The sequence below is a fragment of the Kaistia algarum genome, from assembly GCF_026343945.1.
GTDB classification, from domain to species: Bacteria; Pseudomonadota; Alphaproteobacteria; order Rhizobiales; family Kaistiaceae; genus Kaistia; species Kaistia algarum.
The window spans coordinates 2,066,730-2,092,587 of record NZ_JAPKNJ010000001.1 but is presented as its reverse complement, the minus strand read 5'-3'; the positions used below and the strand labels follow the sequence as shown (position 1 = coordinate 2,092,587).

Annotated in this window: 22 protein-coding genes; 12 read left to right on the top strand and 10 right to left on the bottom strand. The window is 64.8% G+C overall.

Features of this window, described 5'->3' with window-relative positions:
• Nucleotides 1-4: 4 nt before the first annotated feature.
• Together OSH05_RS10150 and OSH05_RS10145 are read right to left on the bottom strand one after the other, a co-directional pair.
• Entirely contained in the window at nucleotides 5-1,273 is a 1,269-nt protein-coding gene (locus OSH05_RS10150; protein WP_266352147.1) for a glucoamylase family protein, read from the bottom strand.
• Nucleotides 1,270-3,060, bottom strand: a complete 1,791-nt coding sequence (locus tag OSH05_RS10145) for an ABC transporter ATP-binding protein/permease (RefSeq protein ID WP_104221631.1) — start codon at nucleotides 3,058-3,060, stop codon at nucleotides 1,270-1,272. Before OSH05_RS10145 ends, OSH05_RS10150 begins: the two co-directional genes overlap by 4 nt.
• A gap of 186 nt (nucleotides 3,061-3,246) precedes the next feature.
• Here OSH05_RS10145 and OSH05_RS10140 point away from each other — a divergent pair, with 186 nt between their 5' ends.
• The 6 genes from OSH05_RS10140 to OSH05_RS10115 all read left to right on the top strand — a co-directional run bounded on the left by OSH05_RS10140 (nucleotide 3,247) and on the right by OSH05_RS10115 (nucleotide 9,965).
• Nucleotides 3,247-3,828 (top strand): sigma-70 family RNA polymerase sigma factor, encoded by a 582-nt coding sequence (locus OSH05_RS10140; RefSeq protein WP_323181426.1) that lies wholly within the window; start codon nucleotides 3,247-3,249, stop codon nucleotides 3,826-3,828.
• Nucleotides 3,825-4,463 carry an NrsF family protein gene (locus OSH05_RS10135; RefSeq protein ID WP_104221633.1) on the top strand — a complete coding sequence of 213 codons (639 nt, stop codon included), beginning with the start codon at nucleotides 3,825-3,827 and terminating at the stop codon, nucleotides 4,461-4,463. The genes OSH05_RS10140 and OSH05_RS10135 overlap by 4 nt, the downstream gene beginning before the upstream one ends.
• A 93-nt stretch (nucleotides 4,464-4,556) precedes the next feature.
• Nucleotides 4,557-6,044, top strand: a complete 1,488-nt coding sequence (glpK, locus tag OSH05_RS10130) for a glycerol kinase GlpK (protein WP_104221634.1) — start codon at nucleotides 4,557-4,559, stop codon at nucleotides 6,042-6,044.
• A 127-nt stretch (nucleotides 6,045-6,171) separates the two neighbouring features.
• A complete protein-coding gene (locus OSH05_RS10125; RefSeq protein ID WP_104221635.1) occupies nucleotides 6,172-6,918 on the top strand; it encodes an acetoacetate decarboxylase in 747 nt (248 codons plus the stop codon).
• Between the two features lie 187 nt (nucleotides 6,919-7,105).
• On the top strand, nucleotides 7,106-7,459 hold the full coding sequence (locus tag OSH05_RS10120; protein ID WP_266352146.1) for a hypothetical protein: 354 nt from the start codon (nucleotides 7,106-7,108) through the stop codon (nucleotides 7,457-7,459).
• A gap of 109 nt (nucleotides 7,460-7,568) precedes the next feature.
• Nucleotides 7,569-9,965 (top strand): carbohydrate-binding family V/XII, encoded by a 2,397-nt coding sequence (locus tag OSH05_RS10115; protein WP_104219321.1) that lies wholly within the window; start codon nucleotides 7,569-7,571, stop codon nucleotides 9,963-9,965.
• Here OSH05_RS10115 and OSH05_RS10110 read toward each other — a convergent pair.
• Together OSH05_RS10110 and OSH05_RS10105 are read right to left on the bottom strand one after the other, a co-directional pair.
• On the bottom strand, nucleotides 9,962-10,444 hold the full coding sequence (locus OSH05_RS10110; RefSeq protein WP_104219322.1) for a Crp/Fnr family transcriptional regulator: 483 nt from the start codon (nucleotides 10,442-10,444) through the stop codon (nucleotides 9,962-9,964). The genes OSH05_RS10115 and OSH05_RS10110 overlap by 4 nt on opposite strands.
• Nucleotides 10,445-10,561: 117 nt before the next feature.
• Nucleotides 10,562-11,245 (bottom strand): response regulator transcription factor, encoded by a 684-nt coding sequence (locus OSH05_RS10105; RefSeq protein ID WP_104219323.1) that lies wholly within the window; start codon nucleotides 11,243-11,245, stop codon nucleotides 10,562-10,564.
• Between the two features lie 120 nt (nucleotides 11,246-11,365).
• On the opposite strand from OSH05_RS10105, the gene OSH05_RS10100 reads away from it, so the two are divergent.
• A complete protein-coding gene (locus OSH05_RS10100; RefSeq protein WP_104219324.1) occupies nucleotides 11,366-11,893 on the top strand; it encodes a L,D-transpeptidase family protein in 528 nt (175 codons plus the stop codon).
• An 87-nt stretch (nucleotides 11,894-11,980) separates the two neighbouring features.
• On the top strand, nucleotides 11,981-12,559 hold the full coding sequence (locus OSH05_RS10095; protein ID WP_104219325.1) for a nucleoside 2-deoxyribosyltransferase: 579 nt from the start codon (nucleotides 11,981-11,983) through the stop codon (nucleotides 12,557-12,559).
• Nucleotides 12,560-12,563: 4 nt separating this feature from the next.
• Here the strand turns inward: OSH05_RS10095 and OSH05_RS10090 are convergent, their stop codons facing one another.
• On the bottom strand, nucleotides 12,564-13,238 hold the full coding sequence (locus tag OSH05_RS10090) for a YggS family pyridoxal phosphate-dependent enzyme (RefSeq protein WP_104219326.1): 675 nt from the start codon (nucleotides 13,236-13,238) through the stop codon (nucleotides 12,564-12,566).
• Nucleotides 13,239-13,414: 176 nt separating this feature from the next.
• On the opposite strand from OSH05_RS10090, the gene leuS reads away from it, so the two are divergent.
• The 3 genes from leuS (at nucleotide 13,415) to holA (ending at nucleotide 17,801) form a co-directional block, all read left to right on the top strand.
• Nucleotides 13,415-16,039 carry a leucine--tRNA ligase gene (leuS, locus tag OSH05_RS10085; RefSeq protein WP_104219327.1) on the top strand — a complete coding sequence of 875 codons (2,625 nt, stop codon included), beginning with the start codon at nucleotides 13,415-13,417 and terminating at the stop codon, nucleotides 16,037-16,039.
• A complete protein-coding gene (gene lptE, locus OSH05_RS10080) occupies nucleotides 16,026-16,655 on the top strand; it encodes an LPS assembly lipoprotein LptE (protein WP_266352145.1) in 630 nt (209 codons plus the stop codon). Before leuS ends, lptE begins: the two co-directional genes overlap by 14 nt.
• A 108-nt stretch (nucleotides 16,656-16,763) precedes the next feature.
• Nucleotides 16,764-17,801, top strand: coding sequence for a DNA polymerase III subunit delta (gene holA / locus OSH05_RS10075; RefSeq protein WP_104219328.1), 1,038 nt, complete (start codon nucleotides 16,764-16,766; stop codon nucleotides 17,799-17,801).
• A gap of 124 nt (nucleotides 17,802-17,925) precedes the next feature.
• Here the strand turns inward: holA and OSH05_RS10070 are convergent, their stop codons facing one another.
• The 5 genes from OSH05_RS10070 to mnmE form a co-directional block, all read right to left on the bottom strand.
• Nucleotides 17,926-18,798 (bottom strand): ParB/RepB/Spo0J family partition protein, encoded by an 873-nt coding sequence (locus OSH05_RS10070; RefSeq protein WP_104219329.1) that lies wholly within the window; start codon nucleotides 18,796-18,798, stop codon nucleotides 17,926-17,928.
• Between the two features lie 46 nt (nucleotides 18,799-18,844).
• A complete protein-coding gene (locus OSH05_RS10065) occupies nucleotides 18,845-19,693 on the bottom strand; it encodes a ParA family protein (RefSeq protein WP_104219330.1) in 849 nt (282 codons plus the stop codon).
• Between the two features lie 23 nt (nucleotides 19,694-19,716).
• A complete protein-coding gene (rsmG, locus tag OSH05_RS10060) occupies nucleotides 19,717-20,301 on the bottom strand; it encodes a 16S rRNA (guanine(527)-N(7))-methyltransferase RsmG (protein ID WP_266352144.1) in 585 nt (194 codons plus the stop codon).
• 95 nt (nucleotides 20,302-20,396) lie between these two features.
• Complete coding sequence (gene mnmG, locus OSH05_RS10055) at nucleotides 20,397-22,271, bottom strand: tRNA uridine-5-carboxymethylaminomethyl(34) synthesis enzyme MnmG (protein ID WP_104219332.1); 1,875 nt, start codon at nucleotides 22,269-22,271, stop codon at nucleotides 20,397-20,399.
• Between the two features lie 170 nt (nucleotides 22,272-22,441).
• Nucleotides 22,442-23,752 (bottom strand): tRNA uridine-5-carboxymethylaminomethyl(34) synthesis GTPase MnmE, encoded by a 1,311-nt coding sequence (mnmE, locus tag OSH05_RS10050; protein WP_165801609.1) that lies wholly within the window; start codon nucleotides 23,750-23,752, stop codon nucleotides 22,442-22,444.
• A 64-nt stretch (nucleotides 23,753-23,816) separates the two neighbouring features.
• On the opposite strand from mnmE, the gene OSH05_RS10045 reads away from it, so the two are divergent.
• Entirely contained in the window at nucleotides 23,817-25,835 is a 2,019-nt protein-coding gene (locus OSH05_RS10045) for a thioredoxin domain-containing protein (protein ID WP_104219334.1), read from the top strand.
• Nucleotides 25,836-25,858 lie beyond the last annotated feature (23 nt).

Genomic DNA, 25,858 nt, shown 5'->3' with positions numbered 1-25,858 from the left:
GCCTTTACGCCGAAACGAGATGGGGGCTCGAAAAGCCTAGGCGGCCGAGGCCTCGCCGGATTTCCTCGTCCTGCATGACCAGCCTCCAGAGAAGGCCTGAGCGGTGGTTCTCGATCATGGCGATGATCGGTCCCTGGTCGATGGCGAGATGCGTCTTGGCATACCAGCCGGCGCTCTCGCTGAAGGCGTCGACAAATCCAAGATCGCGCCAGATCCTGTCGCCCAGATCGTCGTGAAAATGCCGAAGCGCGCGAATCGACTCGTCCGGTGTATAGGGCAGGCTCGATAATGCCGCCGTCGGGGCGATGACACCGAGGTCGTTATCCGGCGCATGGGCCGAATAGCCGTCGACGCTGTCGCTCGCCGTCAGCCCCCAGCAATCCGGGCCATACCCCGCATAGCCCTTCGGGTTCCGCACGCAATAATCATGGTTGATACGGCTATGGGCGACGTTCTGCTGCCAGTAGTCCGCATAGATGTCCCTGAGGCCGCGCGGATCGAGCCCGCAGAACGAATAATGCGCGAAGAACAGCGGACCGCCGCCATCGGGTCCGAGCGGCAACTCGATGCCTTCATGCGGGCGCTGGTTGATGAAGGTGCGGCTCTGCGCGAAGCCATTGTGATAGACCGCCGGCGCGATCGCGTTCTGCCCCGCACCCGCCGCCAGGACGAGCAGGATCAGGCATTCGTTCCAGCCATGGATCTCATGGTTCATGGCCCAGCCTTGATTGGGGCTCCAATGCCAGTAGAGCGCCTCGCGACCACCGCGCGTGAACCAATCCCATTCGACGGCGCGACGCAGCCCGCCGATCCGGCCGCGTAGCCAGGCCTCGCGACCCTCGCCATCGAAATAGACCTGCGCGGCGATCAGCCCCTGCAGCAGCAGGGCTGTCTCGACGATGTCGGCGCCATCGTCCTTGCGGCCGAACCGGATCGTCCGGCCAGTCGTTCCATTGAGAAAATGGGGAAAGACGCCGTGATAATGGTCGGCCTTCTCCAGGAAGGCGACCATCCGGTGCAGGCGGTCGACCGCCTCCTCACGCGCGATCCATCCGCGCTCGGCTGCCACGACGATCGCCATGGCGCCGAATCCCGACCCGCCAACCGCGATCCACTCGTCATTGCCGCCGAACCGGTCGCGGGCCAGCCCGCTCGCCGGATGGGCGAAGTCCCAGAAATAGCGGAAGGTCTGGCGCTGGACTAGATCCAGCAACGCCTCGTCAGAGAGCTTACCGGCGCGATGGACGGACATCTTGCCCTGCGATTTTTTCATGTCGTGACTTCGGGTTTGCCTTCGGCATCGATCGCCGGGTCGGCGACGAGATGAACCGTTCGGTTGTAAAACTCGCCGGTCGACTGGCGGCCTGAGACGGTGACGAACGCCGACTTTGCCAGCTCCCCATCCAGGATAGAGCGGAGAATGGCTCTCTGGCCTTCCTCGAACTGGTCGATCGACTGCTCGCAGAAGATCCATTCGGGCTTCAGCAGCAGCAGGCGCGCGAAGGTCAGCCGTTCCTCGTCATCATAGGAGAGCTCGCGCGCCCAGCGCGAACGGCGGTCGAGCGAAGCGCTGAGCCGGGTGAGGCCAACCCGTTCGAGCGCTTTTACCAGTTCATCGTCGGAGAAATTCGTGGACGCATTGGGATAGGTGATGGCGGACCGCAGCAGGCCGTCGGGCACATAGGGCCGTTCCGGCAGGAACATCGCCTTGGCACGAGGCGGCAATTCGACACGGCCCGAACCCCACGGCCAAAGCCCCGCGAGTGCCGAGAAGAAGGGTCCCCGACCTGTGCCGGTGCTGTCGACCACTTCGAGCCGGTCGCCCACGCTCGCCTCGACATGGGCCGCGTCCAGTTGGATATCGGCGCCGGACGCGTGGATCCGTACCTTGTCGAAGGAGAGATGACCATCGCTGCCGAAATGATAGTCGATCCGCGCGCCGCCGCCGGCCGGCGGCTTCTCCAGATCGACGAGCGCTTCCCGGAAGGTCATGACGCGCGACAGCGTGGCCCGCCAGTCGGCGATGGCGCTGAAATTGTCCACGAACCAGCGCAGCGAATTCTGCACCTGGTTGAAGGCTCCGACGACCATCATCAATTGGCCGAAAGAGAGCTGTCCGCCGAAATAGCCCGGCGCGGCAATGACGATCGGCGCGACAATCCCGAGCCAGCCATAGCCTGACGTGACCCAGGTGAGCCGCGTGACCGATCCGATCAGCCGGGTCGTCACCGCGAGGACGCGCTCCAGCTCCTCGTTGAGCCGGGTCTTCTCGTCCTGCTCGCCGGCGTTCAGCACGATCCCGTCGGCGTTCTCGCTGACCTGCACAAGCGCGAAGCGCATATCCGCCTCGCGGGCATAACGCTCGACGCCGATATTGATCAGCGGGCGCCCGACGCGCCAGCTGACCCAGGATCCCGTCGCCGCAAAGATCAGGGCGCACCAGACCATGTAGCCCGGGATGACAAGGCTGGTGCCATTCAGGGAGAGGACGATTCCGCTCGACAGGAACCAGAGCACACCGATGAAGCTGACGAGAAGCAACGACGACTGGAAAAGACCAATGCCCAGGCCGGCCGAGAGTTCGGCGAGGTGCCGGGCATCCTCGTGGACGCGCTGGTCCGGATTGACGCCGATTTCACCGGCTTCCTGGAGCGTCACCAATCGGCGAGGGGCGAGCCATTGGTCGATCAGGTCTCGTGTCAGCCATTTTCGCGAGAGCAGCTTGATGGTCTGATCGAGCCAGGTCTGCGCGACATTGAGCACCAGCAGCACGCCGGCAATGGCGCCGAATTCCATCAGGTAGAACAGGAAGAGGCGGACGTTCTTCTGCTCTATCGCGTCGTAGAACGGCTTGTTCCAGGCGTTGAGCACGACCTGCATGCCGGACGTCGCCACGATCACCGTGATGATCGCGGCCGTCAGCAGAATGAACCGACCCCGGCCGGATGAATGCCAGAGTGCCTGGATGAAGCCCGTGAACTGCCGGAAGAACTCGACGAATTCGGAACTGAGGCCGTCCTCCGGCGGACGATCGGTCGCTTTTTGCATGGTTTCCGTCATATAGCGCCGCTCCTCCGCGCCGTCCCACCATAGCGAATGACACGGCAAAGTCCCCTTTCAATCCGATCGGGTGCCGAGACGGTGCGGGGCTGCGTCCGCCTCGAAAATATGAGAGGAAAGCTAGGCCACCTGAAGCCGGGGTGTCGCACATCGCCGTGATAATTGCGATCAGGGCGTAACATCGCTGTGTCCGTCGACGAAGAGTCGGAGTGTGAAGTGCCTGCGCAGGGTGATCTCTGGCGAGACTGGATGAAAGCGGCAAACCGCGGCGATGAGACGGCCTATCGGCGACTTCTCTCAGCGCTCGCTCCGGTTATCCGCGCCATGGTCCGCCGGACCCAGGGCGGCATGAGCGCCGGTGCGGCGGATGTTGAAGACGTGGTCCAGGAGTGCCTCTTGGCGATTCATTTGAAGCGTCAGACCTGGGATGAGGCGCTGCCGCTGCTTCCCTGGGTCGCCGCCATCGCGCGCAACAAGACGATCGACAATCTGCGGCGGCGCGGACGGAGATTGGAGCTGCCGATCGACGGCCTCGAGGAAATCCTGCCGGCGGCGGAGGCGGAGGAAAGTCTTTCGGCACCCGAGATCGATCGCGCACTCGCGGAGCTTTCGAAGACCCAGCGCGAGGTGGTGCGTGCCGTATCGGTGGATGGGGCCAGCATCCGGGAAACCGGCAGCCGGCTCAGCATGACGGAAGGCGCCGTTCGGGTCGCGTTGCATCGCGGGCTGACGGCCCTTGCGGCGAAGATGAGAGAGTTGAAGCCATGAAGACCGACGATCTGATCCAGGCGATCACCGCGGATCCCGTCATCCGCCGCCGACCGATCCGTCAATCGGTTCTGATCGCACTTGCCGCCTCGCTTCCCGTTGCGCTGATCCTGTTCTGGGTCCTTCTCGGCCCGCGCCCGGACATCGCCTCCGCGCTGGAGACCTATCGCTTTCCGCTGAAATTCGTCGTGACGGTATCGCTTGCCGCGAGCGCGCTTGGCCTGGCGCTTCGACTTGCCGTACCGGGCGCGGAAACGTCGCACCGTGCCCGGTGGCTGATCGTCGCGCCGGTGATTCTCCTTCTCGCCGTCTTCGTCGAACTCGCCGTCGTGCCGATGCCGGACTGGCCGGCACGATGGCTCGGCCGCAATTGGCTCGTATGTCTCGCCTGCATACCGGTGCTTTCGCTCGCGCCCCTGGTGGCTCTGCTCGCCGCGCTGCGGAGCGGAGCGCCGTCGAACCCGGCACTCGCCGGAGCCGTGGCAGGCCTCGCGGCAGGAGCCGTCGGCGCGACGTTCTATGCTGCGCATTGTCCCGACGATTCGCCCCTCTTCGTCGCCACTTGGTACGCCCTCGCGATTGCCGCCGTGACGGTGATGGGGGCGCTCCTCGGAGCGCGCCTGCTACGCTGGTGAGTGTGGCCGGCATTCTCGAACGCCGCTATAGAAGCGGCGGAGGAGGAGGCCGCTTTCGAGAGCCGCCTCTGCGGAGATGGGCGGGGAGGCCTCATGAGCGGGTTCATACTGGCGATCGACCAGGGCACGACGTCGACGCGGTCGATCGTCTTCGACACCGACTACCGCGTTTGCGGTCTTGGGCAGCAGGAATTCGCGCAGCATTTCCCGCGCTCCGGCTGGGTCGAGCATGATCCGGAGGATCTCTGGCGGACGACGCTGGCGACGATCCGCTTTGCGCTCGCCAACGCCAAGATCGCGGCATCCGATCTTGCCGGCATCGGCATCACGAACCAGCGCGAGACGACGATCCTCTGGGACCGGGCCACCGGCAAGGTGATCCACAATGCCATCGTCTGGCAGGACCGGCGCACGGCCGACCAATGCGACCGACTGAAGGCGGAAGGCGCGGAAGCCCTGGTCCGGCAGAAGACCGGCCTCCTGCTCGACCCCTATTTCTCCGGCTCCAAGATCGCTTGGCTGCTCGACCATGTCGAGGGCGCCCGCGCGAAGGCGGAACGCGGCGAACTCGCTTTTGGCACTGTCGACAGCTACCTGCTCTGGCGCCTGACGGGGGGCCGGGTCCACGCAACCGACGCGACGAACGCCTCGCGCACCCTCCTCTTCGATATCCACCGCGGCGAATGGGATGACGAATTGCTGCGCCTCTTCGACGTGCCGCGCTCGCTGCTGCCGGATGTGCGCGATTCGGCCGACGATTTCGGCTCGGCCGATCCCGACATCCTCGGCGCGGCGGTTCCGATCGCCGGCATCGCCGGCGACCAGCATGCTGCGACGCTCGGCCAGGCCTGCTTTTCCCCCGGCATGATGAAGGCGACTTACGGAACGGGCTGTTTCGCGCTCCTGAATACCGGCTCGGATCCCGTGCCGTCGCAGAACCGCCTGCTGACGACGATCGCCTATCGGCTCGATGGCAAGACGACCTATGCGCTGGAGGGCTCGATCTTCGTCGCCGGCTCCGCCATCCAATGGCTGCGCGACGGGCTCGGCATCATCGACCGAGCGGACCAGTCCGGGCCGATGGCGGCAGCAGCCGATCCGCATCAGGACGTCTATCTGGTTCCCGCCTTTACCGGACTGGGCGCTCCCTGGTGGGATGCCCATGCCCGCGGTGCCCTTTTCGGCATCACCCGCTCCACAGGGCCCAAGGAAATCGCGCGCGCAGCGCTTGAATCCGTGTGCTTCCAGACCCGTGACCTGCTCGACGCCATGCAGCGCGACTGGGCGTCGGGCGGCGAGACGGTGCTGCGGGTCGATGGCGGCATGGTTGCCAGCGACTGGACGATGCAGCGACTGGCCGACATCCTCGACGCGCCGGTCGACCGCCCCGTCGTCCTGGAGACGACGGCCCTTGGCGCGGCGTGGCTCGCCGGCCGACAGCAAGGCGTCTGGCCCGGGGAAGAGGGCTTCTCCGCCGGATGGCACCGCGAGCAGCGCTTTCTGCCCGGCATGACGGGCTCCGAACGCGAAGCGAAGCTCGCCGGCTGGCATGATGCCGTGAAGCGAACGCTGACGGCCTGACGCGTCCCGCGGCGGACGGCTGCGCCGCCATGAGGGCGTCATGACGGAGTCGTTAAGCTTCACTCCCTACGCTACCGGGCAGCACAGCCCGGCGAGAACGCCGATTCCGGCAATTGGGGTAAGAACCATGGATATCGACGAGGTCCGACGCCGCGCCTATGCGATGCCGCTGACCAACCCGTCCTATCCGCCGGGACCCTACCGCTTCTATGATCGCGAATTCATCGTGATCACCTACCGGACGAGCCGCGAGGCGCTCGAAGCCGTCGTCCCCGCGCCGCTTGAGATCATCGACCCGATCGTCAAATACGAGTTCATCCGAATGCCGGACTCGACCGGCTTCGGGGATTATACCGAAACCGGACAGGTCATCCCGGTCCGCTTCAACGGCCAGACGGGTGGCTATGTCCACGCCATGTACCTGGACGACGACGCGCCGATTGCCGGCGGCCGCGAACTCTGGGGCTTTCCCAAGAAGCTCGCAAAGCCGAAGCTCGTGCATGAAAGCGAAGTGATCGTCGGAACGCTGCACTATGGCAGCGTGCTCTGCGCTGTCGGGACCATGGGCTACAAGCACAGGCCAGCCGACGAGGACGCCATCCTCGCCTCCCTGAAGGCGCCGAATTTCCTGATCAAGATCATTCCGCATGTCGACGGAACACCCAGGATCTGCGAACTCGTGCGCTATTACACGCAAGACATCACGCTGAAAGGGGCCTGGACCGGACCGGCCGCGCTGGATCTGCGGCCGCATGTCAGCTGCGATGTCGCGAAGCTGCCGGTTCTCGAGGTTTTGTCAGCCGTCCATTTCAAGGCCGACCTGACGCTCGGGCTTGGCGAGGTCGTCTACGACTATCTTGCACCCGCGACCTGACCGGCGGGCTGGCCTTTATCGGCTGGAGCCGCAGGGGCAAGCGGCTTTCCCATCGCCTCTTGAAGTCGGCGCTGCCCTGCGCAATACGCCGCGCAAGGCGCGGGTTTGCGTGTCGGGATTCTGCTTTCGTAAACAGTTGAGGCCTAGGACTCCGACAGCGGTAGCAACGGATATCCGGGAGGAAGCCGTGACGGTGCAGCGAGGAATCGAGCGGCCGGAAGGAGGGGGAGGCAAGCGGCAAAGCCCGGCAACCCCCCACTCCCCGCGCAAGAACGATGCGGTTCGCGGCACCCTGCGAAAAGTTGACGCCCACAGCGCGCCCCTTCCACTGGATGATACCGCAAGGGCGCGATTCCAGCGCGCCGGCGGGTTGTCGCTCGACGTCGACGGCCGCGAATGCCTGCGGGGGCTGTCGCGGGAGGAATCCGTCGAATATGTCGAGTTGCACCGTCGCGGGCTGGACAATGACGACGCGTCGTTCTTGCGGTATATCCTTCTCGGTGATCGCCATGTCGTTGCAACCGCCAAAGGCGGCGGCTGACGAGCTTTGCGAGCCGGGGACTGATCGAAGACTGCGGCGTAGGCGCTGGACGGATTCATCCTCGCCAAGGCCTGAACGTTCAAACGACCCAACTGCCTCGAGGATATTCATGTCGAAACGCCGCATTGCCATCGCCGTTGCGCTGGCCGCGACCGCGCTGACGCCGGTTGCCGCGCCGATCCTGGCGCGCCCGGCCCTCGCCCAATCGGCGGCGCCCGCCCCCACGGCGGCACAGGCGCTGTCCTGGCCGCGGACCTTCGCCGTCGGCGATCAGACGCTGCAGGTCTATCAGCCGCTGATCGAAACCTGGAACGGCGATCAGATCGGCGGCCGCGCCGCGATCGCCCTGGGCCCGAAGGATGGCACGCCGATCTACGGGACAGCCCGCTTCACAGCCAGCGTCTCGATCGACAAGCCGACACGGCTGGCCTATCTGAGCCAGCTTTCGGTCAGCCGGGTTGATGTCCCGACCGATCCGACGCAGGACGCCACGCTGAAGACCGCGCTCCAGTCGCGCGTGCCGGCGCAGGGTTGGACGGTTGCGCTCGACCATCTGGAGACGAGCTACGCCGCCGGCAAGGGCCTCACCGCCGAACTGAACGTTCCGGTGAAGAACGACCCGCCGAAGATCGTCTTCCGCTCGGTAGCCACCGACCTCGTCCTCATTTCCGGTGAACCCGTCCTTGAGCCCGTCGACGGCGCTTCGTCATTCCGCCGGATCGCCAATACGCGCGCGCTGATCCTCGTCGGCCCAGACAACATCTACCACGCCCAGGTCGCCGGTTACTGGTACCAGTCGCCGAGCCTTGATGGTTCCTGGGTTGAGACGACCACGGTCGATCCAAGCGTCGCGGATGCCGCCAAGGTCGCCAGCAAGGCCAGTGCTCCGGACGCCATGCTGCCGGAAAGTGGCAAGAAGCCCGACAAGCCGCCGCAGATCCTCGTCACCGACGCGCCGACCGAGCTCATCCTGACGACCGGCGAGCCGCAGATGGCACCGGTCACCGGGTCGACGCTGTTGCGCATGACCAATGCCGATCACGCGGTGTTCCTCGATCCCGACAGCAATCTCTATTACGTCCTGATCTCCGGGCGCTGGTTCAGCGGCCGTGGGGGTCCGAGCGATCCCTGGGCTTTTGTGCCGGGCAGCAGCCTGCCGGCTGGCTTCGCCAAGATCTCGCCACAGGACCCCGGCGCATCGGCTCTCGTCTCGGTCCCCGGGACGCCGCAGGCCAAGGAAGCTGCCATTGCAGCGACGATCCCGCAGACCGCAACCGTCAAGCGCTCGACGGCGCTGGACATCAAGTATGGCGGCGCGCCGAGCTTCGTGCCGATCCAGGGGACGAAGCTGCTCTATGCAGCCAACACCACGACGCCGGTCATCGAGCTTGATTCCGGCCGCTATTATGCGCTTTCGGACGGTATCTGGTTCGTCTCGCAGTCGCCTACCGGTCCTTGGATGGTGGCTGATATCGTGCCGGACGCGATCTACACGATCCCGGTTTCCTCGCCGCTGCATTACGTGACCTATGTCCAGGTCTATTCCTCGACGCCGGACACGGTGATCGTCGGTTATACGCCGGGCTATTTCGGCGTGAATGTGAGCGATGGGCTGGTCGTCTACGGCACAGGCTACCCGTGCACCGGCTATGTCGCCGACGCTGTCTGGTATGGCTGCCCGGTCACTTATGGCTATGGCGCCAACTTCATGCTCGATACGGCGGTGGGCTTCGGCTTCGGCTTCGCGGCCGGTTATGCTTGGGGCGCGGCAACGCCCTATTGGGGTCCCTATTGGGGCGCCGGTCCCTGGGGCGGCACTTGGAACCACGTCAACATCAACCAGACCAACATCTATGGCCGCTGGGGCGGCGAAGCCACAGCCACCCATTCCTGGGGTTACAACGCCTGGACCGGCAATGAATGGTCGACGCGCAGCGTCAGCGGTGAGACCGCCGGCGGCACGAATTTCGCCGCTCGCTCCGGCGCGGCGTTCAACCCCTATACCGGCAATGGCGCCGCCGGTCGGCAATCGGCCAGCTACAATGCCAACACGGGCATTGCCCATGCGAGCGAAGGCGGCATTACCGACACCAACGGCAACATCAACGCGGCCAGCCGCGGCGTGGCCACCAACACCAAGACCGGCAATAGCGTCGCCTGGAACAATGGCAACGTCTACTCCGATCACGACGGCAATGTGCACCAGTACAGCGACACCAATGGCTGGCAGACCCATAGCGACAGCGGCTGGCAGGACGAGCACGACACCAACACGATGAACGATCTCGACAACCAGCGCCAGTTCCAGAGCATGGGCCAGGACCGCGTCGACAATTTCAGCAATGCTGGCGGTTTCGACAGCTTCGGCGGCGACCATTCCTCCGATTTCGGCGGGGGTGAGCGCTTCGGAGGAGACAGCTTCGGCGGGGGCGGTGGATTTGGCGGCGGCCGGTTCGGAGGCGGCGGCTTCGGCGGTGGTGGATTTGGGGGCGGGGGCCGCCGCTAGCGCTTAGCGGGCCCAGGATAGTGGAGCGCGTCGAGCTTGGCCTCGACGCCTCCGAGTTCGGAAAGGGTCTCGCCGAGCCGGCCTCTGAGCTTGGAGAAGATCTTGACGGCGATGTCCGGATACTCGGTCAGCATGCGGCGCATCAAGGTGCCGTCGATCTCGACCACTTCGGAATCGACCACGGCCGTCGCCGTGGCAGGCCGCTTCGTCTCGACGAACAACGCCATTTCCCCGATGAGCACGCCCGGACCAAAGCGGCCGAGCGGCACCGTCTCCTCGCCCTTGTGGTGCGAAAGCTCGATCTCTCCGGTCATGACGACGAAGCCGGAAAGCGCCTTCGACTCGGCGCGAAACAGAACGCGACCGGCCGGAAGCTCCAGCCGGATCGCGCTGAATGCGAGCAGACGCAGCTGGTCGCCGGCGAGATCCGCGAACAGCGGAACGCGGGTCAGGAGCGCAATGTCTTCCGCGAGGGTCATGAACGGGCCGGGCGCTTCCTGGAGCGCAGTCTGATGAAGCAGGGACGGTTCGCGCCAGGGAACGCGACGGACTGACGAGTTAAAAGCATCTCCGCGCCCGAACGAAGGGCAAACAGGCTAAGGCATGAGCTTGTACCCGCCAGCCTCCGTCACGAGCAGTTCGGCAACCGAAGGCTCGCGCTCGATCTTCTGCCGCAGGCGATAGATGTGGGTTTCAAGCGTATGCGTCGTAACGCCTGAATTATAGCCCCACACCTCATGCAGCAGGACATCGCGCCCGACCACCTTCTCGCCGGCCCGATAGAGAAACTTCAGGATCGAGGTTTCCTTCTCGGTCAGGCGGATCTTCTGGCCGCGCTCGTCGAGCAGCAATTTGGCGCTCGGCCGGAAGGTGTAACGTCCGATGGTGAAGGTCGCGTCCTCGCTCTGCTCGAATTGCCGAAGCTGGGCACGGATACGGGCGAGCAGGACGGCGAAACGGAACGGCTTGGTGACATAGTCGTTCGCGCCGGATTCCAGCCCTAAAATCGTGTCGGATTCGGAATCATGCCCGGTCAGCAGGACGATCGGCGCCTTGAAGCCACCCTTGCGCAGCAGCTTGACCGCCTCGCGGCCATCCATGTCGGGCAGGCCTACATCGACGATCATCATGTCGACCGGCTCGGAACGGGCGCGCTGGATGCCTTTACCTGCCGTTGCTTCCTCAAGGAGTTCGAATTCCTCATAGAGCGACAATTGCTCGACGAGGCTTTCCCGGAGCAGATCATCATCGTCGACCACGAGGATTCGTCTTGCCGCCATGCTACACCTTCAATCTCGGCTCCGCCGCCACTTCACCGGAGACATTGTTCACGAATCCCGTCAAGGTTTAGCCCTCATCAGCCCGGCGACGCAAGCAGGGCAAGGATTTCGGGAAAGCGGATGCGACCGCAACAGCATCTAAGGGTCAGAGCGGTACCGGGCGCCCGGCAGCGTGGATGGCTCTTCTTTGGCGGGCAGGTCTATCCCTGCGCCCTCGGGCGCGCAGGGATCACGCGGGCGAAGCGCGAAGGCGATGGCGGGACGCCCGCCGGGGAGTTCTCTCTGCTTTGCGTGCACTATCGGGCCGACAAGATGCTTCGTCCGCGCACGGGCCTGCCGCTTCGCGCGATTCATCCGGATGATGGCTGGTGCGACGCGGCCGCGGACCGCAACTATAATCGCCCGGTGCGACTGCCCTATCCGGCAAGCCATGAGCGGATGCGCCGCGACGACGATCTATACGACGTCGTCGTCGTTCTGGACTGGAACCTCTCCCGTCGCCACAAGGGGAAGGGTAGCGCGATCTTCCTGCATTTGGCCCGGCCCGGCTTCCTCCCGACGGAAGGTTGCATAGCCGTGACCGCACCGGTCATGCGGCGCCTGCTGGCGGGGCTGCGGCCGGGGGCGAGGATTAACATCGCCGGCTGATTGTCCATCTCCCTTTGCATCGCCACAGAGGATGCAGCATTCTCTGCTGCATTGCGGCATGTCTTGCCGTGCTTCGATGGAACTCCCATGAGCCTCAAAGTCTATCTCGCCGGCCCGGAGGTCTTCCTCGCCAATGCCCGCGAGCAGCTCGACCGCAAGATTGCGCTGACCCGCGCCGCCGGGCTTCAGCCGATCGCACCGGGGGATCTTTCAATTCCGCCACAGCCGACGCAGCGCGAGCTCGGACATGCCATCAGCGCGATCGACGAGAGCATGATGGACCGCGCCGATGCCATCATCGCCAATCTGACGCCCTATCACGGCCTGTCCGCCGATTCAGGAACCTGCTTCGAGCTCGGCTATATGTGCGCCCAGGGTAAGATCGCCTACGGATACACCAATGTCGCCGCCGATATGCGGACTCGCTCCGTCGCGCTCTATGGTAACGACGTGCACCGCGATGCGAGCGGACGGCTGCGCGGTCCGGACGGATTGATGATCGAGGACGTCGACATGGCCGATAACCTCATGCTGCAGGGCGGCATCGAGCGGCGCGGTGGCCGGCTCATCATCCATGACGCCGCGCCCGAGGCGCGCTACACCGACACCACGGCATTCGAGATCTGCCTGCGGCTTGTGGCCGAACGCGGAGCGCTCGTCTCCTGAACGTTCAGAGCGGCGGCCTGGAACCGAAGATCGCCCCGCCGACACGCACAAGGGTTGCGCCAAACGCGATCGCCGTCTCGAAGTCGCCGCTCATGCCCATGGAGAGCTCGGCAAAGCCGATTTCCTTGGCGAGCTTGGCAAGGAGCGCAAAATGCGGGCCCGGCGCTTCATCGGCCGGCGGGATGCACATCAGGCCGGAGATGACGAGCCCATGCTCGTCACGACATCGCTCGACAAAGGCCCGGGTCTCGCGTGGCGCAATTCCGGCCTTTTGCGGTTCGAGCCCGGTATTGACCTGGACGAAGAGCTGCGGCCGGCGGTTCTGGCGGACGATCTCCGAAGCGAGGGCGGCGGCGATCTTGTCGCGGTCGACCGTATGGATGGCATCGAACAGCGCCACCGCCTCACGCGCCTTGTTCGACTGCAGCGGACCGATGAGATGGAGTTCGATATCCGGTGTGGCCTCGCGCAATGCCGGCCATTTGCCCTGCGCCTCCTGCACGCGGTTCTCGCCGAACCGGCGCTGGCCGGCATCGATCGCCGGCTGGATCGCATCGGCCGCGAACGTCTTTGAAACGGCGACCAGCCGGACCGAGCCAGGCGCGCGGCGCGCGGCTTCCTCAGCGGCTGAAATCCGGGCCTGAACGGCGGAGAGTTGCTCGGCGACACGAAGGGACATGGCATTTCCTCGGGGGTTCGCAGCCGGTAGCACGCGGATGCGCCCGGCTCAACCGACGAGCCGGGCCGCTTGGCGGTTGACCGCGCGCCGGCTTTCTGGTGAAGGTCGCAGCCTGCTCAGGCGGCGCGCCAGTCTTGCCTTGTTGCGCCGCGCTTTCCCCAATTCGACGACGGATCATGACGATAGAACGCTACAATCCCCGCGACGCGGAACCCCGTTGGCAGAGCGTCTGGGCCGATCGCGGCATCTTCGAGACGAAGAACGACGATCCGCGGCCGAAATACTATGTGCTGGAGATGTTCCCCTATCCGTCCGGGCGCATCCATATCGGCCATGGCCGCAACTATGTCATGGGCGATGTCGTGGCGCGCTTCAAGCGCATGAAGGGCTTCAACGTCCTGCATCCGATGGGATGGGATGCGTTTGGCCTGCCGGCGGAGAATGCCGCGATCGAGCGGAACAGTCATCCGAAGATCTGGACCTATGAAAATATCGAGGCGATGAAGGGCCAGCTGAAGCTGCTGGGCCTTTCGCTCGACTGGAGCCGCGAGATCGCCACCTGCGATCCGGCCTATTATGCCGAGCAGCAGAATATTTTCGTCGATTTCTTCGACAAGAGCCTCGTCTACCGCAAGGAGAGCGAGGTCAATTGGGATCCCGTCGACAATACCGTGCTCGCCAATGAGCAGGTGATCGAAGGGCGCGGCTGGCGCTCCGGCGCCCTGGTCGAGCGGCGCAAGCTGTCGCAATGGTTTTTCAAGATCACCGCCTTCGCCGAAGACCTGCTCTCGGCGCTCGACGGGCTCGACCGCTGGCCGGACAAGGTCCGCCTGATGCAGAGGAACTGGATCGGGCGGTCGGAAGGCCTGTCGCTGCGCTTCCGGCTCGATGCCTCGACGGCGCCCACCGGGTCAACCGAGATCGAGGTCTATACGACTCGTCCCGACACGCTCTATGGCGCCTCCTTCCTCGCCATCGCCGCGAACCATCCGCTGGCCGAAAAGCTGAGCGAATCGAATGCGCAACTCGCCGATTTTATCGTCGAATGTCGCCGAGGCGGCACCTCGGCCGAGGCGATCGAGACGCAGGAGAAGCTTGGCTTCGACACCGGCGTGAAGGCCGAGCACCCGCTCGTGCCCGGCTGGTTCCTGCCGGTCTATGTCGCGAACTTCATCCTGATGGATTATGGCACCGGCGCCGTCTTCGGCTGCCCGGCCCATGACCAGCGCGACCTGGACTTCGCCCGCAAATATGGCCTGCCTGTCCAGGCGGTCGTCCTTCCCGAGGGTGAGGATCCGGCCAGCTTCGCGGTCGGCGATATTGCCTATGATGGCGACGGCCGCCTGTTCCATTCGGAGTTCCTGGACGGCCTGTCGATTCCGGACGCCAAGGACGCGGTCGCGAGGCGCCTGGAGAATCAGTCGCTTGGCAATGCGCCGCAGGGCAAGCGCCAGGTGAACTTCCGCCTGCGCGACTGGGGCATCTCGCGCCAGCGCTATTGGGGCTGTCCGATCCCGGTCATCCACTGCCCGGAATGCGGACCCGTGCCGGTGCCCAAGGCCGATCTGCCGGTTCGCCTGCCCGACGATGTCACCTTCGACCGCCCCGGCAACCCGCTCGACCGCCATCCGACATGGAAGCATGTCGCCTGTCCGAAATGCGGCGGTGCGGCGGTGCGCGAAACCGACACGATGGACACCTTCGTCGACTCGTCCTGGTATTTTGCGCGTTTCGCCACTCCCGCCAACATGCCGCCCCTGGCGAAAGAGGCGGTCGATCACTGGCTGCCGGTCGACCAATATATTGGAGGCATCGAGCACGCGATCCTGCATCTGCTCTATTCGCGCTTCTTCACCCGCGCGTTGAAGGCCTGTGGCCGGATCTCGGTGGCCGAGCCTTTCGCGGGTCTCTTCACGCAGGGCATGATCGTCCACGAGACCTATAAGGACGCGGCGGGCAAGTGGCTCTTCCCCGAGGAGGTCGAGAAGCGCTCCGACGGAACTTCGGTGAAGCGCGGCACCGAGGAACCGGTGACGGTCGGCCCGCCCGAGAAGATGTCCAAGTCGAAGAAGAACGTCGTGCCGCCGGAAATCGTCGCCGACAGCTACGGCGTCGATTGCGCGCGCTGGTTCATGCTCTCCGACACCCCGCCGGAGCGGGACAGCGAATGGACCGAGGCCGGCATCGAGGGCGCCTGGCGCTTCACGCAGCGCATCTGGCGTCTCATCAACGAGGCGGTCGAGCTCGCCGGTCCCGCCGCCACCTCAACGCCCGCCGAATTCGGCCCCGAGGCGACCGCGCTGCGCCGCAATGCGCATCGTCTGATCGCCAATGTCGAGGAAGATTTCGACCGCCTGCGGTTCAACGTGGCGGTGGCGCGCGTCCACAGCTTCGCCAACGGCTTTGCCGACGCGCTCGCCAGCGCGCGCGGCCGGGGAGCGGATCTTCCGGCCGATCTCGCCTTCGCGCTGCTGGAAGCCTCGCGTTATCTGGTGGCCGCGATCGGTCCGATGATCCCGCATCTGGCAGAAGAATGCTGGACGGTTCTCGGCGGCGAGGGCCTCGCGGCGGAGGCTGCCTGGCCGACTGCCGACCAGGCGCTCCTTGCCGAGGAGGACATGTTGCTGCCGGTTCAGATCAACGGCAAGAAACGCGCCGAATTGACCATCTCGGCAACGGCCTCCGATGCTGATATTGAGAAGGCGGTCATGTCGCTCGACGGCGTCGTTCGCGCTCTCGAGGGCCGTCCGCCGCGTAAGATCGTCATCGTTCCGAAAAGGATCGTCAATGTCGTCGTCTGATCGCCACCCCGATGCGACGAGGCACCCGACGCGCCGTGGCGCGGTGCTGATGTTCGCGACGCTCGCCATGCTGGCAGGCTGCACGGTCCGACCCGTTTACATGCCGGTCGCGGGCAATCAATTCAGCAGTGTCGATCTTTCGATGATCTCGGTCGTGGGCGGCTTCGATCGTGTCGGTCAGGAAGTGCGCAACAACCTGGTCTTCATCTTCACCGGCGGCAGGACGCCACCGCCGCCGAAATATACGCTCAACATCGAAGTCAAAAATTCCGAGTCACGCCTCGGTTTCACGACCGATTCCCTTGCGCCGGCCTATCAAGTTTCGATCGAGGTCAAGTTCGAGGTCAAGACGATCGCCGACGATCGTGTATTGATTCGCTCTTCATCGATTGGTCTTGCCTCCTATAACCGCTCGAACCAGAGCTTCGCCAACGAGCGCGCACGGATCGACGCGGAGAACCGGGCGGCCAAGTCGGTTGCCGACGAGATCAACCTGCGCATTGCGCTGGCGATCGCCAAGGACAAGCCCCCGGCCCCGGTCTATGTGCCGAAGGGCCCGAACCTTCCGCCGGGCGCGACGCCGGAAGTCATGAGCAACAACATGCAAAGCGGGTAGGGCGCGGGCCGCTTCATCGAAGCGGTTGCAGGCCTCCGCCTTCGGGAAATCGCGCCTTCGTGGCGGGCCGCTTTTCAGGCCGCTGAATTCGTTCTGGGGAGACCGCGCATGGTTGCCGTTCGCCAACAGGACGTCGACCGCATCTTGAGCCGGCCTGACCCTGCCCAGCGGGTCATCCTGCTTTACGGCTCCGATGGCGGGCTCGTCTCGGAGCGTGCTGCTTCCTTCGCTCGAACGGTTCTGGCCGGCGCCGATGACGCGTTCGGACTGGTCCGGCTTGATTCATCCGAGATCGCATCCGATCCCGGACGGCTCGCCGATGAAGCCCATACCATTCCGCTTTTCGGCGGCTCCCGCGTCATCCGCGTCCGCGTGTCGGGCAACCGACCCATCCTGAATGCCGTCGAGGCGGTACTTCGTTCGCCGCCTAAGGATAGCTGGATCGTTCTGGAGGCAGGCGAGATTCGCAAGGGCGTGGGCCTCCGCAAGCTCTGCGAGGCCGCGCCCGGCGCGGCCGCCATTGCCTGCTATGCGGACGAAGGCCCAGCGCTAGAGCGATTGATAGACAGCGAACTATCGGCCTTCCGCCTCGATCCCGAAGCACGCGCGCTACTGCGCACGCTGCTGGGTTCGGACAGGCTGGCAAGCCGCTCGGAGCTCTCCAAACTGGCGCTCTTCGCCCGCGGACAGGCGACAATCAACGTCGAAGATATACGTACCGTCATTGGCGATGGCGGGGGCTTCGCGGCCGACGACGCTGTCGATGCGGCGGCCACGGGCGATGCCGAGGGCCTCGACCGGAATTATCGCCGCATCCTGGCCTCCGGCACGCCGGCCTACGTCGTCGCCTCGGCGGCGCTGCGCTATTTCCAGCATCTTCACCGCATCCGCGCCGCCATCGAAGCTGGAGAATCGACGCAAAGCGCGATGGACCGCGCCGGCGGAGCTATCTTCTTTCAGCGCAAGGCGAAGCTCGAACAGGCGGTTCGGGTCTGGACGGGCGACCGGGTACTCTCCGCGCTGGAACGTCTCGACCGCGCCATCCTCGACAGCCGCCTGAAGGCCGCAATCGGCGACGAGATCATCGGCCAGGCCCTCCTCTCGATCGCTGTCCTGGCCCGCCAGGCTCGCCGCCTCACGACGTAAAGCGGAGCGGACCCTCCCTCGGGGTTGAGACCCTGGCGCTCGGACCGCGGTGGCGGCGGGATCGCAAATAGCTATTGAAGGATGCGGGTGGCGATCAGCGGCACTTATGCGTCGCCAACGCCCGCTATTCTCGCTTGAGCAGCCGGCATACCCCGTCGAGCTGCTCAAGCGTGCTGTATCCGACGCGAAGCGTGCCCGAACCATCGCGCCGGTGATCGATCGTGACGACGAGGCCGAGCATGTCGGAAAGCAGACGCTCCAAGGCCCGGGTGTCGGCATCCTTTTCCGGACGCGGCTTCGTCTCGCCGCGCCTCGGCTCCTGCTGCGTCAGCGCCTCGGCATCACGCACGGTGAGCCCGCCCTCGACAATCCGGGCCGCGACGGCCGCCGGATCATTGACGGTGACCAACGCACGCGCATGTCCGGCCGTCAGCTTGCCCTCACGCAGATAGGTCTTGACGCTGTCGGGCAGCTTCAACAGCCGCAGCGTATTGGCGACATGCGGCCGGCTCTTGCCGATGACATCGGCGAGCGCCGTCTGGGTATAATCGAACTCGTCGATCAGCTGCTGGTAGCCGAGCGCTTCTTCCAGCGCATTGAGATCGGCGCGCTGCACATTTTCAATGATGGCGAGTTCGAGCGCCTCCTTGTCGGAAACGTCGTTGATGATGACCGGGACGTCGTGCAGGCCAGCGCGCTGGGCGGCGCGCCAACGCCGCTCGCCGGCGATGATCTCATAGGCCTCGCCGCCGCCGCGCACTGGACGAACCAGGATCGGCTGAACGATCCCCTTCTCGCGGATCGACGCCGTCAGATCGGCAAGATCCGCCTCTTCGAAGGACTTGCGCGGATTGCGCGGATTGGGCGACAGGAAGGCGACGGGAACCCGTCGCGACGAGCGAGAGCGCTCATTGACCACCGCCTCCGTATCGACATCGCCGATCAAAGCTGCCAGGCCGCGGCCGAGGCGTCGGCGAGATCCATCTTCGAAACTCATGAGGATACTCCCGGGCTAGTCGAATGATATTCCGGCCGCGACATCGTCATGCCGCCCGCAGGCGCTTCTCGCGCTGGATGATCTCGGAAGCGAGCCGCAGATAGGCCTGGCTGCCCGTCGATTTGAAATCATAGAGCAGCACCGGCTTGCCATGCGACGGCGCCTCGGAAATGCGGACATTGCGCGGGATGATCGTGTCATAGACGGCGGCGCCCATATGGGCGCGCACATCCGCCACCACCTGGCCGGCGAGATTGTTGCGGCTATCGAACATGGTCATGACGATGCCATGGATCGAAAGCTCCGGATTGAGCGCCTGCTTGACCTGCTCGACCGTCAGCAGCAACTGGCTGAGCCCCTCCAGCGCGAAGAACTCGCATTGCAGGGGCACCAGGATCGAATGCGACGCCGACAGCGCGTTGATGGTCAAGAGGTTCAGAGACGGCGGGCAATCGACCAGGACATAGGTATAGTTTCGGCCACGAATCGATTCCGCGCGCTGCATATGACTGGCGAGGGCGCGGCGTAGACGGAAGGCGCGATCGGATCGGCTCGCAATCTCCAGCTCGACGCCGAGGAGATCCATCGTCGACGGCGCAACCGAGAGCCGAGGCACGGCGGTCTCGACGACGATTTCCGACAGAACGGCATCGCCCACCATCAGATCATAAGTCGAGCGCAGCCGGCTCCGGCGGTCGATGCCGAGCCCGGTCGAGGCATTGCCCTGCGGATCGAGATCGACGATCAACACCTCCTCGCCGATCGCAGCCAGCGCCGTGCCGAGATTGATCGCCGTCGTCGTCTTGCCCACGCCGCCCTTCTGATTCGCAAGCGAGATCACCCTCGGATGCGGAGGAAGCAGGGAGGGGGGCGAATAGTTCTCATTCAGGGTCATCGGAGGCCTCTTCCAATGAACTATTAACCCGCCGGACGGCGCTCCGCCCGAAGGATCTCGACGACGGAACTGTCCGCGTCGATCATGCTCTTGTGTCTTACCAGATCGAGCGACCAAGATTTAGAGGCTTCTCTCAGTTCCCCCTCGAAATCTGCACCTTTATGAAAGGCTGCGCGGGCGCCAGAGGCGAACAGGGGTTCGCTGAGGTCGAGAAGCGAAACGAGCGGCGCCAGCGCGCGGGCACTGACATAGTCGACCGGCTCGACGAAATGCTTCAGAACCGATTCGATCCGCCCTTCATGCACCATCGCCGGCGCGCCAGTCTCCCGGACGACGGTTCGGAGGAAGGCGCATTTGCGCTGATTGCTCTCGACGAGGTGCACCGCGGCTCCATCGCGGCCCGTTAGTAGAATCGCGGTGACCAAGCCTGGAAGTCCGGCGCCGCTGCCAAGATCCGCCCATCTGAGAGCCGCAGGAAACAGGGCGACGAGTTGGGCCGAATCCGCGATGTGTCGCCGCCAGATCTGGTCCATGGTCTTCGGGGAAACGAGATTTTGCGCCGGCTGCCACTTTCGGAGCAGCGCCACATAGATCTCGAGCCGCGCCATTGTTTCACGTGAAACAGGGAGGATCCGCGCAATCGCCCCGGGCCCGTCTACGACGGCGCTCGCCGGCCTTCGAAGGCCGCCCATCCCACCATCGCTCATGCCACACCTCGTATGGCTGGGCGCCGGCTCCGCGCAAGGATCAAGGCCAAGGCCGACGGTGTCATTCCCTCGATCCGGGCTGCTTGCCCAAGCGTGCCAGGACGGACCAACGACAGCCGCTGCTTCAGTTCGTTCGAAAGCCCATCCATGGCGCTGAAATCTATATCCTCAGGCAGCGCGACACCTTCGTCGCGACGTACCGCTTCAATGTCATGGCGCTGCCGATCGAGATAGACGGCATATTTCGCATCCGATTCGATTTGCGCCAGCACACCCACCTCAAACAAGCTCAGTTCTGGCCAAATCGCGGCGAGACGCTGCGGCGTGACATCCGGATAGGCCAGGAGATCGAAGGCGCTGCGCCGGACGCCATCCTGATTGACGCTCAGACCATGCCGCGCCGCCTCGGTCGGCGTCAGGTTCGCCGCGTGAAACGCGTCACGCGCCGCAACGAGCGCCGCTAGCTTCTCGCCATACCGGCGGCGACGTTCCATCCCCACGACACCGAGCGCATCGCCCCAAGCGGTCAGACGCTGGTCAGCATTGTCGGCACGCAACGACAAACGATATTCGGCGCGGGATGTGAACATGCGGTAGGGCTCGCTAACGCCGCGCGTGACGAGATCGTCAATCATAACGCCGATATAGCTGTCGGAGCGCGCCATAACGACGCCGTCCCGGCCACCGGCCCGCAGCGCCCCGTTCAAGCCGGCAACAATGCCCTGCGCCGCGGCCTCCTCATAGCCCGTCGTGCCATTGATCTGTCCCGCCAGAAACAAGCCGGCGACCCGCTTCGTTTCCAGCGTCGGATGCAATTCGCGCGGATCGACATGATCATACTCAATCGCATAACCGGGACGCAGGATCACCGCGTTCTCAAGCCCCGGAATCGACGCGACCAGCGCCCGCTGCACGTCTTCAGGCAGCGAAGTCGAGATGCCGTTGGGATAGACCGTCGGATCGTCGAGCCCCTCCGGCTCCAGGAAGATCTGATGCCCGTCCCGCTCGCCGAAGCGGACGACCTTGTCCTCGATGCTTGGACAATAGCGCGGTCCGCGGCTTTCGATCTGGCCGGAATACATCGGCGACCGCGCCAGGTTGGCCCGGATGACACGATGCGTTTCGTCCCCCGTCCGGGTGATAAAGCAGTCCACCTGTGGCCGTGTGATTGCCTTGGTCAGGGTCGAGAACGGCTCCGGCTCGTCATCGCCCTTCTGGCGCTCGAGGCTGGCCCAATCGATCGTCCGTCCATCCAGCCGCGGCGGTGTCCCGGTCTTGAGTCGCGCCAGCCGAAAACCCGCGCGCTCCAGCGTGCGCGACAGGCCCATGGCCGGCTGCTCGCCCATTCTCCCCGCTGGAAAGGACCGCTCGCCGATATGAATGAGGCCGCGCAGAAACGTACCGGTGGTAATGACGACGCTGGCGCAGGTCAGATCACGGCCATCCGCTAGGCGAACGGATTGAACCGCACCGTCCGAGACGACGATATCGTCGGCCTCGCCTTCAACGACGGTCAGATTGTGCGTCCCTGCGATCGCCGCCTGCATCGCCTCGCGATAGAGCTTGCGATCGGCCTGCGCACGCGGGCCGCGCACGGCCGGACCCTTGCGCCGATTGAGCAGACGAAACTGGATACCCGCCGCATCAGCAACCCGGCCCATCAATCCGTCCAGAGCATCGATCTCGCGAACGAGATGGCCCTTGCCCAGACCACCGATCGCCGGGTTGCAGGACATGATCCCGATCGTGGCGTGGCTGTGGGTGACCAGCGCCGTGCGGGCGCCCATGCGCGCGGCGGCAGCGGCGGCCTCGCAGCCCGCATGACCGCCACCGATCACGACGACATCAAACGCGCTCCTGGCGTCGTCCATGGTTCATCAAACTCCGAGGAAATGGGTTCGGCTGTCAGACCGCACGCGGAACCGCGCCTTGGCCCGACAATAGCCGCACCGCAAGGCCATAGCCGCAACCGTGCCTGTCGTCAAAGCCACAACTGTTTCACGTGAAACAACGCCGCCAATTACACCGCTTTCGCAGCAGCTCACTTTCCGATGCAGAACTCACGAAAGATCACGTCAAGCCATTCATCCACATCGATCCGCCCCGTTAGCCGGCCGATGGCATCGCCGGCCTGCCGCAAGCGCTCGGCCTTGAGCTCGGCCGCCGTCTCCCCGACCGCGAAGCGCAATGCCGTAACGGCGGTGCCGAGTTCCCGCCGCTGCCGCTCCCGTGTTATCAGGGCGGCCGGACGTGGGTTCAACAGGCCTAGCGCCGTGACGATCGCCGCCTTCAGATCCCCGAGCCCGGAACCGTTGGCTGCCGAAACCGCCACGTCATATTGGTTCGGACCCGAATCGATCCGTGCGAGATCCGTTTTCGTCCTTACGCGGATCACACCTCTGATCGTCGACGGCAGATCCTCCGGGGCCGCGATCTCGCCGTCGGAGAGGACGAGCACAAGGTCCGCCGCCCCGCCGCGAACCCTGGCACGCCGAACCCCCTCGCTCTCGACCAACCCAGTCGTCTCGCGAAGTCCGGCAGTATCGACCAGAGTCACCGCGTAACCTTCCAGATCCATGGCGACCTCGATCATATCGCGCGTCGTACCGGCTTCGGCCGTCACGATGGCCACATCCCGTCGCGCCAAGGCGTTCAGCAGGCTCGATTTGCCAACATTGGGAGCGCCGAGCAGCACCACTTCGAAGCCCGAACGGACGCGCTCGCCAAAATCCGCCGCCCGCAGATGGCCTTCCATCTCCTGTGCCACGGCCTCCGCGACTTCATCCGCCGCCGAGCCGATCAACTCCGGCACGTCGTCCTCATCGCTGAAATCCAGCTCGGCCTCCAGATATGCCCGAGCCTGGATAAGCCGCGCCCGCCAGTCCTCGGCGATTTTCCGCATGGCTCCGCCGGCAACGCCGACCGCCTGGCGACGCTGCGCTTCCGTCTCCGCCGCGATCAGATCCGAGAGACCCTCTACCTCGGTCAGGTCGGCCTTGCCATTGGCGAAGGCCCGACGTGTGAACTCGCCCGCTTCCGCCGGCCGGTAGCCGGGGAGCGAAGCCAGAGCGGATAGCGTGGCGGCGACAACAGCGCGTCCACCATGGACATGCAACTCCGCGACGTCCTCGCCGGTGAAGCTCCCAGGCGCTGCGAAATACAGGATCAAAGCCCGGTCGAGGCTGCCGCCCGAACGATCGCGCAGGGTTGCGAGGGTGGCGATCCGCGGCGCCGGAACATGCCCGGCCAACGTTTCGAGTCCGAATCGAATCCCGGGTCCGCTGGCCCGGATGACGGCCACGCCGGCTGGGGGCATGCCGCTGGAAAGCGCAAAGATCGTCTCGCCGCTCATTGTCATGCTCGACCCGTTGTCATTCGGCGCTACTCTCTCCCGCGAAACGATCGGAAGGCCTGACATGAGCAAAAACCTGCTGCGTCATGAGACCAGCCCCTATCTGCTGCAACATCGCGATAACCCCGTCCATTGGCGGGCCTGGAATGCGGCGGCTCTCACCGAGGCTGCGACGCTGAACCGCCCGATCCTGCTGTCCGTCGGCTATGCGGCCTGCCACTGGTGCCATGTGATGGCCCATGAATCGTTCGAGGACGTAGAGACCGCCGCCGTCATGAACGCTCTGTTCGTCAACATCAAGGTCGATCGAGAGGAGCGGCCCGACCTGGACCAGATCTATATGGCGGCGCTCCACGCGATCGGCGAGCCCGGCGGCTGGCCTCTCACCATGTTCCTGACGCCGGACGGCAAGCCGATCTGGGGCGGCACCTATTTTCCGAAACAGGCGCGCTATGGTCGTCCCGGCTTCATCGATGTGATGCGCCGTGTAGCCGAGGTCTATGCCGACGATCCAGTCGGAGTCACAGAGCAGGCAAGCTGCCTAACGGCGCACCTGTCCGCGCCGCCGAGGCAGGATCGCACGGCCCAGCTCGACGGGGCCTTGCTGGACCAGGCGGGACATTCCCTGCTCGGCGTCATGGACCCCGAGCTAGGTGGAACGCGTGGCGCCCCGAAATTCCCGAATTTCCCGCTCCTGGACTTCCTCGCCCGGAGCGCCGAGCGGACCGGCCGCGTCGACCTGACGGAAGCCGTCGACGCCGCGCTTCACGGCATGACCGCAGGCGGCATCTTCGATCATGTCGGCGGCGGTCTCGCGCGCTATTCGACCGATCCGAAATGGCTTGTGCCGCATTTCGAGAAGATGCTGTCCGACAATGGATTGCTGCTCGAACGTCTAGCCTTCGCGGTCCCGCTCGACGAGCCCGACCACCTGTTTCGTGACCGAATCGAATCGACGATTGCCTGGCTCGAGCGGGACATGCGGCTCGACAACGCGCTCTTCTGCGCCAGCCTCGATGCCGATTCCGACGGCCATGAAGGCGCCTTCTATGTCTGGCGACGCCATGACCTGGACGAACTCCTGACCGAAGCCGATGCGGGCTTCATCGCCGCGCTCTACGACATTTCAGCCGAAGGCAATTGGGAAGGCGTTTCGATCCCGAATCGTTTGCACCCCCACCCAGTGCTAAGCGAAGCGGAGGACGCTCGCCGACGTCGCATTCTTCAAACGCTGCGAATCGCGCGCGAGCGCCGCCCGCATCCTGCCCGCGACGACAAGCAACTCACCGACTGGAACGCCTTCGCCATTGCCGGCCTTGCGGCAGCCGCCTTTCGGCTGGATCGATCGGACTGGCTCGCTCTCGCAGTCGATGCCTTCGCGGCAACGGGGACTATCCTCCAGCTGGCCGGAAGGCCGGTCCATGCCCACCGCGCTGGCCGCCATATCGGACCTGCCTTCTCGTCCGACCTCGCTGCCCTCGCCCATGCCGCGCTCTCGCTGCATCGCGCGACGCAGGACACCGCCTATATCGACGAGGCCATCCGGCTGCTGGGCCTCCTTGACAGCCACCACGCGACCGGCGATGGCGGATACTTCTTCACGGCCGACGATGCCGAACCGCTAATCCAGCGTCGACGCGACCGACAGGATGACGCCGCGCCCAACGCGCACGGTCTGGCGGCCGATGCACTCATCCGCCTCTGGTCGCTGACGGGAGAGGACCGCTTCCGCGCCGAGGCCGACGCGCTCCTGGCCGCGGCGGGCGGCAGTATCGCGGCCAACGCCTTCGGCGCGGCAAGCCTTCTCGCCGCGCTCAATCTGCGCATCCGTGTGAGGAGTATCGTTATCGTGGCGCCAAATGTCGAGGCCGCCGAGCCCCTGCGCCGCGTCGTCGCTCAGAACTGGCGCTCGAACTGGACGCTGGATATCCGGACGGACGGAGCCACGTTGCCGTCCGATCATCCCGCCCATGGCCGCGGCGCCATCGAGGGCCGCGCGACCGCCTATCTGTGCCGGGAAGGCTCGTGCTCGCTGCCGATCCAGGAACCCGCCGAATTGGCAGATCAGCTGGTCGAAGGCTGAACCGGACCGCGACAAGCGCCTCC